This window comes from Dactylosporangium sp. NPDC048998 (assembly GCF_043197855.1).
In the GTDB taxonomy this organism is placed as follows: domain Bacteria; phylum Actinomycetota; class Actinomycetes; order Mycobacteriales; family Micromonosporaceae; genus Dactylosporangium.
Genome location: NZ_JBICTV010000006.1, coordinates 390,463 through 406,197 on the forward strand (window position 1 = coordinate 390,463; position 15,735 = coordinate 406,197).

A 15,735-nucleotide genomic window follows, 5' to 3' on the forward strand; every position below is an offset into this window, starting at 1 on the left:
GCGTCGCCGCCTCCTCCTCCGGGCCACGCCCGGAGGAGGAGGCGGTCAGGCGGTTCTAGGGGCCGGTGACCTCCTTGGCGGCGCGCTCACCGGATTCGACCGCGCCGTTGAGGTAGCCGAAGTACTCGATCGAGGTGTGTTCGCCGGCGAAGTGGACGTTGCCCTCGCGGACGCCCTCGATGCCGAAGAAGCTGGTGTACTGGCCCGGTTTCTGGGCCGAGTAGGCACCCTTCGACCACGGGTTGAGCGGCCACGCGTCGCGGTACGCCTTGCCGTTGTAGGCGGCGCTGATGCCGGGATACATGGGCTCCAGCTGGTTGAGGAGCGACGTCACCTGCGCGGCCGGTGCCGCGCCGAACGCCGCGCCGGTCCACGCCCGGGTCTGGCTGCCGCCCGGGAACTCGCACAGGACGCCGGTCGTGGTCGGCTGGTTGACGGTGTCGTCCCAGGCGCACTGGAAGCCCGTCATGTTGGTGTAGGTGGAGCCGCCGTAGCCCTGGCTCACCCAGGGCCGCCGGGTGAACTGGACGTGGAGCTTGGCGTTGCTGCCCAGGTCGAACTGGTTGATGGAGCGCATCTTCACCGCCGAGAACCCGGCCTTGGTCAGGTCGCACTCGCGCAGCATCGTGAAGGGCAGGGCGAGGATCACCTTGTCCGAGGTCACGTCGACGGTCTTGGTGCCGGCCTGGAACGTGCAGGTCACCGAGCCGTTGGCGTTGGACTTGACCGCCAAGAGCTTGCGGTCCAGGGTCACCGTGCCGGCCGGCAGTTCGCCGACCATGGCGGTGACGAGCTGGTCGTTGCCGCCGATGATCGTGTACTTCTCGTCGCCCCCGGTGAGCGGGGACAACGAGTTCGGCCCGTTCGAACCGAGCAGGTAGATGAGGTTGAGGGCCGACTGCTGGTCCGGATCGAGCCCGTACTCGGCGAGGACGTTGCTCTGCATCAGCTTGGCGAAGCGGCTGGACAGTCCACCCGGGATGTTGGCGTCGAGCCACTGGTTGACGGTCTGGTTGTCCAGCGCCGCCCCGGCCGCGGTGTAGCTGTTGTACGTCTGCGGGTACGGAGCGGACTGCTGAGCCGCCTTGAAGGCCTGGTAGACCTGGCCCCAGTCGGCGTTCGCCGCGCTGTAGGAGTAGTCCGCGCCGTCGATCCAGTACTTGTCGCCCCCGGGCGGCTGGTTGCCGCCGTACACCGGGCGCAGGCTGAGCCCGAGGTTGTTGAGGAGGCTCCGGATCGTGTTGTGATCGGTGTTGATGAACGCGCCGCCGTGCTCGACGACCACGCCGTCGTCGAAGAAGCCGCGCAGGGTGTAGCAGCGGCCGCCGACGCGGGAGTTGCCCTCGTAGACCGATGCCTTGACGCCCTTGACCTTGTAGAGCCAGTGCGCGGCGCGGATGCCGGCGAGCCCCGCCCCCACGATCGTCACCGACGGGGGTGGGGTGGGCGCCGCGGCCGCGGCGGCCGGGCGGGTGACGCTGGTCGCGGAGAGGGTCGCCGCGCCGACGAGGGCGGCGCCCCCGAGCAGCTTGCGGCGCGACAGGCCCGCGGCGTGCATGTCGATGACTTCGTCGACCGGGATCCCGGTCCGTTCGGATTCGGCGTGCGCGGCGAGGATCGCGCGTAGATGGGTGGTGAGTGGAGTTCGACCTCTGGATCCCATGACTGACCTCCGGTCGCGGGCGCCTCAGCTGGCGTGACCGCAATTTAAAGCCGAATTCAGATAGACAGTCAAGGAGTTCATCAAGCAGTTACAAAGTGCGCGCATGCGAGCTGATTTCACATTCAGGTGCGGGCCCACCACCGGGCCGCCACCAGCTCGGCGACCAGGGTCTCGGTCAACAGGCGCACGCCGGGATCGTCGTCGCCGGGGTAACGGATCACCGCCGCGGCGCCGGCCACGTCCGCGCCGACCGCGAGCACGGTGGCCGACCGCGCCCGCAGCCACTCCAACGCCGGCGGGTCGTACCGCGATCCGGGGAAGAGCAACGCGCGGTAGTCCAGGGTCTTGGTGAGGTACACGTCGACGTGCGACCAGTCGCCCGTCTCGCACCCGCCGGCCGGGCGGCGGGGGCCCTCGCGGACCATCAGCGCCGACTGCAGCGCGGAGGAGAGCCGCTCCGCGGGCGCGAGGGCGTAGATCCCGTGCGGGCCGTCCAGGAGGTCGTCGGCCGCCGGCAGCCAGTCGTCGCGGCGGATCAGCAGATCCTCCGTGGCGTCGGCGGCGCGCCGCGCGAGGCCCGCGACGTCGCCGCGCGCCCCGGTCAGCCGGGCCACCAGATCCAGCATCAGCACCAGGGTGTGCTGGAAGGTCCGGCACGCCACCCCGCCCTCCTCGATACCCGCACCCATCGGCACGACGAGGTCGGCGGCCTCGGCCAGCGGCGATTCCGGCGAGTTCGTGAGCGCGACCAGGCGTCCCGAGCCCCGATAGCGGCTCGCCGCGTCGAGCGTCTCCTGGCTGGTCCCGGTGGCCGAGATGGCGATCACCAGCGTCCGCGGTCCGGGGGGATACGAGGCGGTGGCCGAGGCGTACTCGGCCACCGCGTCGATGCCCGCCGCGCGCAGCCGCAGCGCCGCCGTCTCGGCCGCGTAGCGCGAGCTGCCCATCCCGAGCAGGAGCACCCGGTCGACCCGGTCGGCCTGCCCGCGCCACACGTCGCCGCCGTCGAGGGCCGAGGCAAGGCGTCGCAGCGAGGCCGGCTTGGCTTCCAGGTCGGCCAGGAACAGGCGTGGGTCCACGAAGGCTCCTTCAGGTATTCGTACGGCGAATCACTCGTACGTTTACTCGTACCAGGAACGCAGCACGCCCATCGGGGCGTACCGCCAGCGGGGCAGGAAACGGGCGGCGTAGCACAGCTCCCGGCATTCCTGCTCGACCTCGAACGGCCGCAGCAGCCGCTCGTCGAAGAGATGGGCCATGCCGCGCTCATCGAGGGTGCGCCGATAGGCCGCGAGAAGGTCGTCGGCGGCGTGCCGGCACCAGTCGGCCACGGCCCGTCGGTGCCGGTTCTCGGTCCGCCGGTTGGCGATCTGTCCCACGTGCAGCAGGCTCGTGCGCAACTGGGCCACGTCACGCGCGGCCGGCTCGGTGAGGGCGCCGCCGGATGCGGCGAGGGTGGGATTGCCGTCGAAGTCCGTCACCGCGAGTCCGTGACGCCACCGCAGGACCTGGCCCACATGCAGGTCGCCGTGCGGCTGGATGACGTACGCCCGGTCCACCTCCCGGGACCGCTCGATGTCGGCCGCGAGCCGGTGCAGCCGGGCGGTGAACCAGCGCGCGTCCTCGTCGCCGGCATCCGCCATGAGCCGGTGCGCCTGCTCCAGGACGGCCAGGCCGTCCGCTGCCCAGGTCGGCCGCGTGACCTCGGTGACCGGCGCCGGGAGGATTTCCGACGCCGTGGCCAAGGCGCAGTGCAACTCCGCGGCGAGCACCCCGATCTCGCCGGACCGATCGGCCGGCGGTCCGCCGTCGAGTTGGCCGAGCAGCGCGTCGACGCACCAGTCCCACCCGTCGGAGGCGTCCGGCAGGAAGCCGGTCACGACGGCGGCCAGGCCGCCGTCGTGACCGTCGCGGTAGACGGCCGCGTAGGGCGTCGGCGTGCGCGTGAAGCCCGTGGCCGCGAGGTGTGCCAGCAGGCCCGGCGCCCGATCGGGCGACCCGCCGCCGCCCGCCGGGCGCATCCACTTCACCACGACGCGCTCGCCCACCACGACCGAGGTGTTCGTCTGGTCGACGGTGATCAGCCGTTCCTCGAGCGGGCCCGGGGGGAGCGGAACGAAGCTGCGCACGCGCAGACCGGCCACGGCGCCGCCGGCGGAGAGGGCCTCGACGAGCGCGGCCGAGGCACCGGGCGGGACCCGTACATTTGTTGAATCCAAGTTCAGTTTCCGAGGTAAAATCTGAGCTACAAGCGGCAGCCTGAGTCTTGCGCATGTTGACGGTCATTGCAACACTCCGGGTTCACTGTCTCGACACCCGACAGGAGTGCGGAGTGTTGCCGTTCAGCAGGACCCGTCGTGCCGCCATGCGGGCGACGCTCGCCGCGGGCCTCGTTCTCGCCATGACCGCGTGCGGCGGCGGTGCCGACGACGCCCGCGGCGCCGGCCCGGATGCGCTCGACCCGAACGCCGATCTGACCAAGCAGAAGCTCACGGTTTCCAACTGGGACGGCTACATGCCGGAGGATCTGCCCGAGAAGTTCAAGGCGGCGCGGGGACCGGCGGTCACCGTCACCAAGCACGCCACCAACGAAGAGATCATGGCGAAGCTGACCGCCGGCGGCGACAGCCAGATCGACGTCGCCTTCGTCTCCGGGCAGTTCGCCCAGGCGCTCAACGAGCAGGGGCTGCTCGAGCCGATCCACGCCGATCTCGTGCCCAATCTCAAGAACCTCTACCCCGAGGCCGGGCAACTGGCCTACGACAAGGGCAACACCTTCTCCGTGCCGTACACCTGGGGCACCACCGGTCTGTGCTACCGCACGGACCTGACCGGCTACACCCCGGACAGCTGGGAAGACCTGCTCGCGCCGAAGCCGCAGCTGGCCAAGAAGGTGACCATGATGGCCACCGAACGGTGGCTCATGCTCCCGGCGCAGAAGTCGCTCAACTTCTCCGCGAACACCACCGACACCAAGCAGTTGGAGCAGGTGAAGCAGAAGCTGCTCGCGGCGAAGAAGACGCTGCTGGCCTACGACGACACGACGTTCGGCGACCGGCTCAAGTCCGGCGAGGCCGCCCTCGTCGAGGCGTGGGACGGCTGGTGCCCGACCGACGACCCGCGGATCAAGTTCGTGGTGCCCAAGGAGGGCAGCGACCTCTGGGTGGACACGATGGTGATCCTGAAGACGTCGAAGAACAAGGAGGCCGCCCACGCGTTCATCAACTACATCCTCGACGCCGACAACCACTCCTGGGCCGCCTCGAACATCCTCTACAAGGTGCCGAACGCGGCCGCCATGACCAAGGTCGACGCCAAGCTGCTGGAAACCCACCCGCAGCTGAGGATGGCCCCGGCCGAGCTGCTGAAGAACGAGGTGCCGGTCGACCTCGGCGATGCCGCGCCGGCGTACACCCGCATCGCGACCGAGGTGTCGGCCGCATAGATGGACCCCACTCGCAACCCCTCGCGGGCCGCCCGGCGTGAACGCCTCGTCGGGCGGCTGGCCACCCTGGGACCCGGGCTGGGCTACCTGACGGTACTCATGCTCGTGCCGCTCGCGCTCGTCCTCGGCTACTCCCTGTTCCACCGTGGCCGATTCGGCGGGATCGTGTACGAGGCATCGGCGGACAACTTCACGCGGGTCGCCGACGGGCTCTACCTCGGCGTCATCTGGACCTCGGTCAAGCTGGCCGGGATCACCACCCTGCTGGCCCTGCTGCTCGGCTACCCGACCGCATACCTCATCGCGCAGCTGCCGAGCGGCTTGCGCACGGTCGCGCTCGTTCTCGTGGTCCTACCGTTCTGGACCAACTTCCTCATCCGCACCTACGCCTGGATCATCCTGCTCAACAGCGAAGGCGTGATCAACCGGGCCCTGACCGCGATCGGGATCATCGAACGGCCGCTGGAACTGCTCTACACCCAGAGCGCCGTCGTCGGCGGCCTGCTCTACGCCTACCTGCCGCTCATGGTCCTGCCGCTGTACTCGGCGATCGAACGCCTCGACCCGCAGCTGCGCGAGGCATCGGCGAACCTGGGCGCCCGCCCGGCTCGCACCTTCTGGTCGGTGACGCTTCCCCTCACCCTCCCCGGCATGCTGACCGGCTGCATCTTCGTGTTCGTACCCAGCCTCGGCAACTTCGTCATCCCCGAACTGCTCGGCGGCGGGCGGACGGTGATGGTCGGCAACCTCATCCGCGACCAGTTCCTCAAGGCGCGCGACTGGCCGTTCGGCTCGACCCTCGCGCTCGTCGTCATCGCCCTGCTCGTCCTGCTGCTCATGGCGCAGGCGTGGGCGGCGCGCCGGCTGACCGACGGGAGGAACCATGCGTAGACCGAACTGGCTGTACGTTCCCGCGGGCCTGACGTACCTCTTCCTGTACCTGCCGATCGTGGTCCTCGTGGTGATGTCCTTCAACGCCGCCGACAGCCCCTACCAGTGGGACGGGTTCGGCACCGGCTGGTACGCCCGGCTGTTCGCCGACCGTGCCGTGCGCGAGGGGTTGGTCAACACGCTGATCGTCGCGGCCGGCGCCACCGCCCTGTCGACGGTGCTGGGCACCCTGCTCGCCGTCGGCCTCGCCCGCCACACGCGGTCGAAGCTGCTCGACGCGATCGCGGTGGCGCCGGCGGTGCTCCCCGACATCGTGCTCGCCATCGGCCTGCTCGCCTTCTACACCGCCGTGCAGTTCACGCTCGGCCGGCAGTCCATCCTGCTGGCGCACGCCGTGTTCGGCACCGCGTTCGTCGCGGCCGTGGTACGCACCCGCCTCGCACACGTGGACGGGTCCCTGGAGGAGGCCTCACGCGATCTCGGGGCCACGTCGCTGCAGACCTTCGTCCGGATCACGCTGCCGTCGCTCGCGCCGGGCATCATCGCCGGTGCGCTGCTGGCCTTCTCGCTCTCCCTCGACGAGTTCGTCATCGCGTTCTTCACTGCCGGTCCGCAGGACCCGACGCTGCCCATCGTGATCTATTCGATGGTGCGCTTCGGCGTCACCCCCGAGATCAATGCCCTGGCCACCCTCCTGCTGGCGGTCAGCTTCACGTTCGTGATCATCGCCCAGCGCCTGTCCCGCCTCACGGAGGCACTATGACCGAGCCCATCGAGCCCATCGAGCCTTTGGTCCGCATCGAGGCCGTCAGCCGGCGCTTCGGCGAGGTCCGCGCGCTGGAGGAGGTGAGCCTCGAGATCCGCCAGGGCGAGTTCTTCGCCCTGCTGGGCCCCAGCGGCTGCGGCAAGACGACCCTGCTGCGGATCCTCGCCGGCTTCGACCACCCCGACAGCGGCTCGGTGACCCTCGACGGTAACGACCTGCTCGCCGTGCCACCGCACCGGCGACCGGTCAACCTGATGTTCCAGTCGTACGCCCTCTTCCCGCACATGAGCGTGGCGAAGAACATCGCCTACGGACTGGAGCGCGAGCGGCTGCCGAAGCCGGAGATTCGCGAGCGGGTGGACGCGGTGCTCGAAACCGTCGGACTCACCGGGCTGGGTCGCCGCCGGCCGCACCAGCTCTCCGGTGGCCAGCGGCAGCGCGTCGCGCTGGCCCGGGCGATCGTGAAGCGGCCCCGGCTGCTGCTGCTCGACGAGCCCCTCTCCGCGCTGGACAAGAAGGTCCGCGCCGAGATGCAGCTGGAGCTCAAGCGGCTGCAGCACGAGGTGGGGATCACGTTCGTGGTCGTCACCCACGACCAGGAGGAGGCGATGTCGCTGGCCGACCGGATCGCGGTGCTGAGTGAGGGCCGCGTGCACCAGATCGACGCGCCGGTGCCCCTGTACGAGCGCCCCGCCGACCTGTTCGTGGCGGACTTCATCGGGGCCAACAACCTGCTCACGGGTGCGGTCGCCGCGGACGGGCTGCAGGTGCCCGGCGTCGGCGTGCTGCCCTGCCCGGTGCCGGCGGCCGCCGTCGGGGCGGCGGCAACCCTGGCGGTACGCCCCGAGCGGGTGCGGCTGGGCACCGACGGCGGGTTGGCCGGCGTGGTACGCGACGTGACCTTCTTCGGCGGGACCACGCGGGTGGCGGTGGACGTCACCGGACTGGACCGGCCGCTGCTGGTCACGATCGCCAACAGCGCCACGGTCGCGGTCGGTGACAAGACCCGGGTGGACTGGTCGGCGTCCGACGCCGTCCTGCTCGAGCAGGGGTGACGCCGGCGTGCTCCTACGTCGTGGCCCGCCGGGCACGCGGGGATTTGGCCGGCTCCTCCGGCGCGGCCAGCGGATTGCCGGTGACCAGGCGCGCGTATGACAGGATCAGCTCGACCGCCTCGGCGGCGTGCAGGGTCGGGTGCCGCGCCACGATCCGGTAGCCGTACGCGTCCTCGAGCGCCACCAGGTTGCGCGCGATGCTCAGCGAATCCGCCGCGAGCGTGAACACGCCCTGCGCCGAGCCGAGCTCGAGGATCGTCTGGTACATGGAGACCTGCCGGTCGTACAGCGTGGTCAGCAGGGCGGCGTAGACGCGGTTGCGACCGGCCGCCCCGCCGAGCTCGCAGAGCAGGCGCACGTCGGCGTCCTCGGCGTCCGTGGGCAGTCCGGAGCGGATCGTCACCACCAGCTTGCGCACCGGATCGGCGATGTCGGCGATCCTCTTCACCCGCAGCTCGTAGAAGCGCTCCATGCCGGCGTGGTGCGCCTCCAGCAGCAGGTCCCGCAGGTCCGGATAGTGGTAGAGGACCGCGCCCGAGGTCAGGCCGGCCTGCTCGGCCACCTGGTTGAGCAGCACCGTGTCGGTCCCGTGCTGGATCATCGCCCGGCGGGCGGCCTCGATGAGGTCCTGGCGGCGTTGCGTGCGGGACTTGCGAGTGGTCATGCGGCACCGATCCGGGGTACGACGTCAACACGTTCCTCGCCACCATAGTGCCTGCATATTGACTCCCGAGCGGCAACCTTGTTGAATTTCGCTTCAACAACCATTCCGGGGAGAGGCGATGTCCCAGCTGACGGTCCTGTTCATGCCCGAAAGCGCGTACGGCCCCACGAACAACTGCATCGGCATCGGCGACGTGCTGCGCCGGCGCGGGCATCGGGTGGTGTTCGCGGCCGAGGCGTCATGGCGGGGAAAGCTCACCGGTTTCGGCTTCGAAGAAGACCTCGTCGACCTCGCGCCACCGGCCGAGGACGCCGGGGAACAGGACGCCGGCCAGTTCTGGAAGGACTTCATCCGCGACACCGCCCCCGAGTTCCGCAAGCCGACCATCGAGCAGCTCGAGACCTGGGTCAAGCCGGTGTGGGTCGAGCTCATCAACGGCGCCAAGTATTGCCAGCCCCGGCTGCTGGAGATCATCGACCGGGTGCGGCCGGACATCATCGTGGAGGACAACGTCATCGCCTTCCCGGCGCTCAACACCGCCGGGGTGCCGTTCGTCCGGATCGTCTCCTGCAACCCGCTGGAGATGAAGGGCCAGGACATCGCGCCGGTCTTCTCCGGCTACCCCGCGGCGGACCCGTCCGGGTGGGCGGCGTTCCGGGCCGAGTACGACCGTGTCCACCGCCCCGTGTGGGAGGAGTTCGACGCCTGGGTGCGCGAGCAGGGCGCGCCGGGCCTGCCCGACCTCGAGTTCATCCACGACGGCGACCTCAACCTGTACGTGTACCCGCAGATCGCCGACTACACCGACATGCGGCCGCTCGGCCCGACCTGGCAGCGGCTCGAGTCGTCGGTGCGTGAGACCGACGAGCGGTTCACCATGCCCGAGGAGTTCGCCGGCCGGGAGGGTTCGCTGATCTACTTCAGCCTCGGCTCGCTCGGCTCCGCCGACGTCGAGCTGATGCGGCGGGTCATCGATTCGCTGGCCAAGACGCCGCATCGCTACATCGTCTCCAAGGGCCCGCTGCACGCCGAGATCGAGCTGGCGGACAACATGTGGGGCGCGGAGTTCCTGCCGCAGACGAAGATCATCCCGCTGGTCGACCTGGTCATCACGCACGGCGGCAACAACACGACCACCGAGGCACTGCACTTCGGCAAGCCGATGGTGGTGCTGCCGTTGTTCTGGGACCAGTACGACAACGCGCAGCGGGTCCACGAGCTCGGCCTCGGGGTGCGCCTCGACCCGTACCGCTTCACCGACGAGCAGTTGCACGCGGCGATCGAGCGCCTGCTGGCCGACGACGACCTGCGCGGCCGGCTCGCGGCGCACGGATCGGCGATCCGGGCCGGCGACGGCCTGCGCCAGGCCGCCGACGCGATCGAGCAACTGGCCGGCACCGCCGGGACCCGTCGTTGACGAACTGGTACGGCCCCGCGGCCCGCGACCGCTCGGCCTCGGCGGCCCAGGCGAGGGCACAGCGGGCCATCGCCGACGCGGCACCGGCCATCTTCTGGACCGACCGCCCCGACCGGCCGCAGCCGCGGTCGCGGCTGACCGGCGCGCGCAGCGCCGACCTGGTCGTGATCGGCGGCGGGTTCACCGGCCTGTGGGCGGCCATCCTGGCTAAGCAGGACAATCCCGCCGCCGACGTGGTGGTGCTGGAGGCGCGGAGCATCGGGTTCGGCGCGTCGGGGCGCAACGGCGGCTTCGTGTCCGACTCGCTCACCCACGGCCTGGCCCACGGCTTGTCGCAATGGCCCGACGAGCTGGAGACACTCGTCCGGCTCGGCCGGGAGAACGTCGCCGCGATCGCCGGCACCGTGCGGCAGTTCGACATCGACGCCGGCCTCAGGTTGTGCGGCAAGACGACGGTCGCGGTCGCCGCCCACCAGGTCGCCGAGCTCGCCGCCCTGGCCGAGCTGCACCGGTCGTACGGCGACGACGCCACGCTGCTCGACGGCGACCAGGTGCGCGCGGACGTGGCGTCGCCGACCTACCTCGGCGGTGTACGGCTGCGCGGCAGCGGCGGGCTGGTCGACCCCGCCCGGCTGGCCTGGGGCCTGGCAAGGGCCGCCGAGGCGCTCGGGGTGACGATCCACGAGGACACCCGGGTCACCGGTTTCGACCGGTCCCGCGGCGGGGTCGTGGTGCGCACGGGCGACGGGCGGATCTCCTGCCACCGGGTCGTCATCGGGACCAATGCCTATCCGCCGCCGCTGCGACGGTTGCGGCACTGGATCCTGCCGGTCTACGACTACGTGCTCGTCACCGAGCGGCTCACCGACGCGCAGCGGATGGAACTGCGGTGGCCGGAGGCGCAGGGCGTCACCGACGCCGGCAACCAGTTCCACTACTACCGGCTCACCGACGACAACCACATCCTGTTCGGGGGCTTCGACGCCGTCTACCGGTTCGGCAACCGGGTGGACGAGGCGCTCGACCAGCGCGACGCCACCCACCGCCTGCTCGCCCAGCACTTTGCGGACACATTCCCGCAACTCGACGGAGTACGGTTCACCCACCGCTGGGGTGGCGCGATCGACTCCACCACCCGGTTCACCCCGATGTTCGGCATCACCCGCGACCGCCGGATCGCCTACGCCGTCGGCTACACCGGCCTCGGCGTGGCCGCCTCCCGGTTCGGCGCGCAGGTGGCCCTGGATCTGCTTGCCGGCCGCGAGACCGAGCGGACCCGGCTGCGGATGGTACGGCGGCGACCCGTGCCGTTTCCGCCGGAACCGCTGCGATACCCCGTGGTCGAGCTGACCCGCCGTGCGCTCGCCGCGGCGGACGCCCGGGACGGGCGCCGGGGTCCCTGGCTTCGCCTGCTCGATCGATTCGGTGTCGGCTTCAACAGCTGAGGAGCGACTGTGACCCTCCTGACCAATCCAGCGACCGGCGCCGTCATCGGCGAGGTCCCAGACACGAATACGGCGGATGTCGCCGATCGGGTGGCGAACGCTCGGACCGCCTTCCAACAGTGGCGGGAGGCCACCCCGGCCGAACGGTCGCGGGTCCTGCTCCGCCTGGCCGACCTCGTCGAACGCGACGCGGACGAACTGACCCGCCTCGAGGTCGAGGAGACCGGCAAGCCGGCGTCCGTCATGCGCGACGGCGAGCTGCCGTTCGGTGTGGACAATCTGCGGTTCTTCGCCGGTGCGGCGCGCTCCCTGCACGGGACGGGTGCGGGCACTCTGTCCGCTGGCTACACCTCGATGCTGGTCCGCCGCCCCATCGGCGTCGTCGGCTCCATCACGCCGTGGAACTTCCCGCTCATCATGGCGATCTGGAAGATCGGCCCGGCCGTGGCCGCCGGCAACGCGGTGGTCGTCAAGCCCGCGCCGCAGACACCCCGCACGACCCTGGCGCTGGCCCGGCTGGTGGCGGAGGCGGGCGCCCCGGCCGGCCTGGTCCAAGTGGTCACCGGCGGCGCCGACGTGGGAACGGCCCTCGTCGCAGACCCCGGCGTGGACATGGTCAGCGTCACCGGGTCGACCCGCACCGGGCGGGAGGTGATGCGCGGCGCGGTGGCCGGCCTCAAGCGGGTGCACCTCGAACTCGGTGGAAAGGCGCCGGCCGTCGTCTTCGACGACGCGGACCTGTCCGAGATGGCCTCCGGCGTCGCGATGGGGGCCACGTACAACACGGGCCAGGACTGCACCGCGGCCACGCGGGTCTACGTCCAGCGACCGGCCTACCAGGACGCGGTCGGTGCGATCGAGGCCGCGATGGCGAAGATCCACACCGGCGATCCCTGGTCGGCCGGGACCGACATCGGTCCCCTGATCTCGGCCGGCCACCGAGACCGGGTGGCCGGCTTCGTGACCAGGGCGGTGGCCGACGGGGCAACGGTCGCGCTGGGCGGCAGGGCGACCGACGGGCCCGGGTACTTCTTCCCGCCCACCCTGATCGTCGGCGCCGACCAGCGCAGCGAGATCGTGCAGGGAGAGGTGTTCGGACCGGCCGTCGTGGTGCTTCCCTTCGACGACGAGGACGAGGCGGTACGACTGGCCAACGACACCCAGTACGGCCTGGCGTCGTCGGTATGGACCCGCGACGTCGCCCGCGCGCTGCGGGTCGGTCATCGGCTCGACGTCGGCGTGACGTGGATCAACGACCACCTGCCGATCGCGTCCGAGGCGCCGCACGGCGGGGTGAAGGCATCCGGGTTCGGCAAGGACATGAGCCAGGAGGCGGTCGCCGAGTACTCGGTCACCCGGCACATCATGATCAAGCATGCGGCGCCTGCCGCACGCGACTCCTTCCGGCCGGCCTGACTCCCCATCGGCCGGAGTCCGCCGCCACGGTCACGTCGAAAACAGTCAGCGGTCGATGCGAGGGATCGATACGATGCGAGGCGGCGGACAATCACTCCGGTCGAAGGGACAGAATTTGACCATCAAGACCCGCATGCTTCGGGGGCGCGGGCAGGCAGTGGCGAGAGGGCTCATCACCACGGCGGTCGTCGCGGCGGCCGTTCTGGTGACGGGAACAGCGGCGAGTGCGGCCGGGCCACACTTCTCCTTCACCCCTTCGTTCATCGCGTACACGGATTCGGCGACGCCCAACACGACGACGTTCTACCCCAGCGGAGACCTTCCCGTCGGGGCGCACGTCATCAACGGGGTCGTGCACAAGACCCGCGTCTACTTCGGATTCGACATCGGCGGCGTCGAGCGCGCCCGGCTGAAGACGGCCCGCCTGGCCGTCACCGACACCGGGGCCGCCGACTGCACCAAGCCGCACGCCTTGAGCGCGCGGCCGGTGGCGGAGTTCACCAGCACCAACACCTGGAAGCACCCACCCGCCGAGGCCGGCAAGGCCGTGAAGGCGGTCCCCGAGTCCCAGGGCTGCACGGTCCACGTCGGGTTCGACCTGACCGAGGGGCTCGACAAGGCACTCAAGGCGAACGCGGGCCGGCTGTGGGTCGAGGTCGCCGTGCCGGACGGCGACGAGCCCAAGCCGGCCTACGGCCGGTACCTGTGGCAGAACGACTTCCACCTCGAAGTGACGCTCACCAACACGCCGCCCGCGGCCCCGACCCGCCTGACCTACAGCGACGGCACGGCCTGCTCCGACGGCACCTACTACACCGGCTACGACTTGAGCCTCAACGCCGACCAGACCGACCCCGACCCCGGGGACATGCTCACCACCGAGATCGAGTACTGGCCGCTGACCGACCCGGGCAACGTGACCTCGGTCCCCACGAGCCAGGGAAGCGGCGGGGACGGGACGTTCGGCGTCGGCTTCATCCGGGCGAGCGCCATCGCGGAGGGCACCTACGGCTGGCACGCGCGCACCTATGACCAGCGGGCCTACTCCCCGTGGAGCGTGACCTGCACCTTCGCCATCGACAAGACGGCGCCGAACATGCCGGCGGTGTCCTCGGTGGAGTATCCGGAGAACCCACCGGCACCCACTGGCGGCTCCGGCCAGCCGGGCACGTTCGTGTTCACGGCAAACGGCTCGAGCGACGTGGTCGACTTCAGGTACGGCACCTCGCCGTTCAGCCTGTACAACCGTGTGGCCGCGGACGCGCTCGGTGGGTCCGCCACCGTGCGATGGACGCCGAGGGGCGTCGGGGAGCAGACGCTGTACGTGGCGAGCTACGACCGCGCGCACAACCAGTCGCCGGTCCGCGCGTACAAGTTCAACGTCCGTTCCTACGGGGTGTCGGTCTGGCCGATCGAGTGGGCGCCCGACCCGGCCGGCTCCCTGGGCGTCGTGGTCACGATGCACTTCTCCACCCAGGTGGGCAACGGTCTCACCAAGTTCGGGTACTCGGTCGACGGCGGTGAGCAGCACTTCGCCCCGGTGGGCGCCGACGGCATCGCCGACGTCGCGCTCCCACCCATCCGCTCGGGCGAGCACACCCTGACGTACAGCGGCCTGGACAGCGCCGGCACCGTGCGCTTCGAGACGTCCACGATCTTCTACGCGGTCGACGAGCCGGCCGTCGAGTCGGACGACGTCTACCCGATCGAGGGTTCGGGCGGCGGCGTCGGCGTGGAGGGCGTCTTCACGGTCACGCCGTTCATCGGCACGGGCGTCCAGAGCGTCGAGTACTTCACCACCCAGGACACCAACCCTGTGACGGTCCCGATCGACGCCGACGGCAAGGCCCGCGTCCACTGGACGCCGACCCAGACCGGCTGGACGTACTTCTGGTTCACGGTCCGCTACACCGACGGCACCACCTCGTCGTACCACTCGTTCTCGACAACCGTGAACGACTGACGACCCGGGGGCCCGGACGAGCAGTCCGGGCCCCCTCCGTCGCACCGCGCCAAGGGGCGAAGGCGCCGCCCTTGGGCTGATCAATGTCGTCACAACTGTGCGATTGCGGCCCGAAGGAAGTCGTCGCGTCGAAGTGTGGCGTAGGGGCTGTAGGACTCGGTGGGTGTGTTGAGAGCAGCCACGGCGTCCCAGTAGGGGATGTTGTCGGCCCGTGCGCCGCTGGCCCGTTCCCAGCCCTCCAACACGTGTCCGGGGGCGTCGTCGTCGTAGTGGATCGCGACTTGTTTGCGCAGCTCGCCGAGATCCACACCAGGGTTGCCGACGCCGGCGGTCTTCCAGTCGATCAAGGCGTGGACTCGGCCGTCGGCAACCACCGTGTTGCCGGGCCACACATCGCCGTGCACGAAGACGACCGGCACGTCTGGAGCCTTGATCGCCTGAACTCGTTCGTCGGCCAGTTGGAGCAGTGTGGTGGTCGGCATTCGGCCGACTCGGCGGTCTTGGGCGAAGTCATCAACCGCGATAGGGCGGGGCCGGAACGGGAGCTGCGGTTGCGGGTCGAGGATGACGGTGTGGATCTGGGCAGTTGCGGCGCCTGCCGCCAGGAGTAGCTCAGTGGAAGGCGCAGCGGGCCACGTACTCGTCCCCGGCACGACGGTCTCCAAAGTTGCTGATGTCCCTGCCGCACTACCGTCAAGATCGGCCGCGAGCAGGCGGGGAGCCGGCAAGCCGTACCTCTCGGCGACAGCAAGCGCCGCTGCGTTCGTCGCAATCTGATCGGGCGAGATCCGGCTGCTCGGGGACCGAAGGACCACTGAGAATGTCGACCCGCAGGGTGTCGTCAGATCGATCCACCACGGGCTTTCCCCGCCGTGCAGCGAACGAACGCCACTGACCGTCATCCGACCGCCCAGCTGTGCCGCAAGCCAAGCGAGCAGCGACTCGGCAGGACCAGGATCGCGCTGGTTACCCTTCCCGCACTGGACGACTTTGATCCAGGTCGGGCTAAC

General features: G+C 70.2%; 13 protein-coding genes. 8 read left to right on the forward strand and 5 right to left on the reverse strand.

What is annotated here, in order from left to right; genetic code table 11:
- Positions 1-55 precede the first annotated feature (55 nt).
- The 3 genes from ACGFI8_RS18520 to ACGFI8_RS18530 form a co-directional block, all read right to left on the reverse strand.
- On the reverse strand, positions 56-1,663 hold the full coding sequence (locus ACGFI8_RS18520) for a flavin monoamine oxidase family protein (RefSeq protein WP_392806308.1): 1,608 nt from the start codon (positions 1,661-1,663) through the stop codon (positions 56-58).
- Positions 1,664-1,785: 122 nt separating this feature from the next.
- A complete protein-coding gene (locus ACGFI8_RS18525) occupies positions 1,786-2,742 on the reverse strand; it encodes an SIS domain-containing protein (protein WP_392806310.1) in 957 nt (318 codons plus the stop codon).
- 42 nt (positions 2,743-2,784) lie between these two features.
- A complete protein-coding gene (locus tag ACGFI8_RS18530) occupies positions 2,785-3,882 on the reverse strand; it encodes a hypothetical protein (RefSeq protein ID WP_392806312.1) in 1,098 nt (365 codons plus the stop codon).
- A gap of 146 nt (positions 3,883-4,028) precedes the next feature.
- Between ACGFI8_RS18530 and ACGFI8_RS18535 the strand changes: the two genes are divergently transcribed.
- The 4 genes from ACGFI8_RS18535 to ACGFI8_RS18550 are packed head-to-tail and all read left to right on the forward strand — an operon-like array spanning position 4,029 to position 7,820.
- A complete protein-coding gene (locus ACGFI8_RS18535; protein WP_392806314.1) occupies positions 4,029-5,108 on the forward strand; it encodes a spermidine/putrescine ABC transporter substrate-binding protein in 1,080 nt (359 codons plus the stop codon).
- The gene (locus ACGFI8_RS18540; RefSeq protein WP_392806316.1) at positions 5,109-5,999 is read left to right on the forward strand and encodes an ABC transporter permease; all 891 of its coding nucleotides are present in this window, start codon (positions 5,109-5,111) and stop codon (positions 5,997-5,999) included.
- A complete protein-coding gene (locus ACGFI8_RS18545; protein WP_392806318.1) occupies positions 5,992-6,762 on the forward strand; it encodes an ABC transporter permease in 771 nt (256 codons plus the stop codon). Before ACGFI8_RS18540 ends, ACGFI8_RS18545 begins: the two co-directional genes overlap by 8 nt.
- Entirely contained in the window at positions 6,759-7,820 is a 1,062-nt protein-coding gene (locus ACGFI8_RS18550; protein ID WP_392806320.1) for an ABC transporter ATP-binding protein, read from the forward strand. Before ACGFI8_RS18545 ends, ACGFI8_RS18550 begins: the two co-directional genes overlap by 4 nt.
- A gap of 13 nt (positions 7,821-7,833) precedes the next feature.
- Here the strand turns inward: ACGFI8_RS18550 and ACGFI8_RS18555 are convergent, their stop codons facing one another.
- Positions 7,834-8,484: a TetR/AcrR family transcriptional regulator gene (locus tag ACGFI8_RS18555; protein WP_392806322.1), complete on the reverse strand. Its 651-nt coding sequence runs from the start codon at positions 8,482-8,484 to the stop codon at positions 7,834-7,836.
- A 118-nt stretch (positions 8,485-8,602) separates the two neighbouring features.
- Here ACGFI8_RS18555 and ACGFI8_RS18560 point away from each other — a divergent pair, with 118 nt between their 5' ends.
- From ACGFI8_RS18560 to ACGFI8_RS18575, 4 genes are all read left to right on the forward strand, one after another.
- Positions 8,603-9,901: a glycosyltransferase gene (locus tag ACGFI8_RS18560; RefSeq protein ID WP_392806324.1), complete on the forward strand. Its 1,299-nt coding sequence runs from the start codon at positions 8,603-8,605 to the stop codon at positions 9,899-9,901.
- Complete coding sequence (locus tag ACGFI8_RS18565) at positions 9,898-11,346, forward strand: NAD(P)/FAD-dependent oxidoreductase (RefSeq protein WP_392806326.1); 1,449 nt, start codon at positions 9,898-9,900, stop codon at positions 11,344-11,346. Before ACGFI8_RS18560 ends, ACGFI8_RS18565 begins: the two co-directional genes overlap by 4 nt.
- Before the next feature lie 9 nt (positions 11,347-11,355).
- A complete protein-coding gene (locus ACGFI8_RS18570; RefSeq protein ID WP_392806328.1) occupies positions 11,356-12,762 on the forward strand; it encodes an aminobutyraldehyde dehydrogenase in 1,407 nt (468 codons plus the stop codon).
- A gap of 115 nt (positions 12,763-12,877) precedes the next feature.
- Positions 12,878-14,725 (forward strand): hypothetical protein, encoded by a 1,848-nt coding sequence (locus ACGFI8_RS18575; RefSeq protein WP_392806330.1) that lies wholly within the window; start codon positions 12,878-12,880, stop codon positions 14,723-14,725.
- 89 nt (positions 14,726-14,814) lie between these two features.
- Here the strand turns inward: ACGFI8_RS18575 and ACGFI8_RS18580 are convergent, their stop codons facing one another.
- A complete protein-coding gene (locus tag ACGFI8_RS18580; RefSeq protein WP_392806332.1) occupies positions 14,815-15,627 on the reverse strand; it encodes a phosphotransferase family protein in 813 nt (270 codons plus the stop codon).
- Positions 15,628-15,735: the final 108 nt, after the last annotated feature.

Excerpts from the sequence above, each read along its gene's own strand:
- ACGFI8_RS18545 (WP_392806318.1), top strand. The coding sequence starts at position 5,992 with ATGCGTAGACCGAACTGGCTGTACGTTCCCGCGGGCCTGACGTACCTC.
- ACGFI8_RS18550 (WP_392806320.1), top strand. The coding sequence starts at position 6,759 with ATGACCGAGCCCATCGAGCCCATCGAGCCTTTGGTCCGCATCGAGGCC.
- ACGFI8_RS18540 (WP_392806316.1), top strand. The coding sequence starts at position 5,109 with ATGGACCCCACTCGCAACCCCTCGCGGGCCGCCCGGCGTGAACGCCTC.
- ACGFI8_RS18560 (WP_392806324.1), top strand. The coding sequence starts at position 8,603 with ATGTCCCAGCTGACGGTCCTGTTCATGCCCGAAAGCGCGTACGGCCCC.
- ACGFI8_RS18535 (WP_392806314.1), top strand. The coding sequence starts at position 4,029 with ATGCGGGCGACGCTCGCCGCGGGCCTCGTTCTCGCCATGACCGCGTGC.
- ACGFI8_RS18580 (WP_392806332.1), bottom strand. The coding sequence starts at position 15,627 with ATGACGGTCAGTGGCGTTCGTTCGCTGCACGGCGGGGAAAGCCCGTGG.
- ACGFI8_RS18555 (WP_392806322.1), bottom strand. The coding sequence starts at position 8,484 with ATGACCACTCGCAAGTCCCGCACGCAACGCCGCCAGGACCTCATCGAG.
- ACGFI8_RS18520 (WP_392806308.1), bottom strand. The coding sequence starts at position 1,663 with ATGGGATCCAGAGGTCGAACTCCACTCACCACCCATCTACGCGCGATC.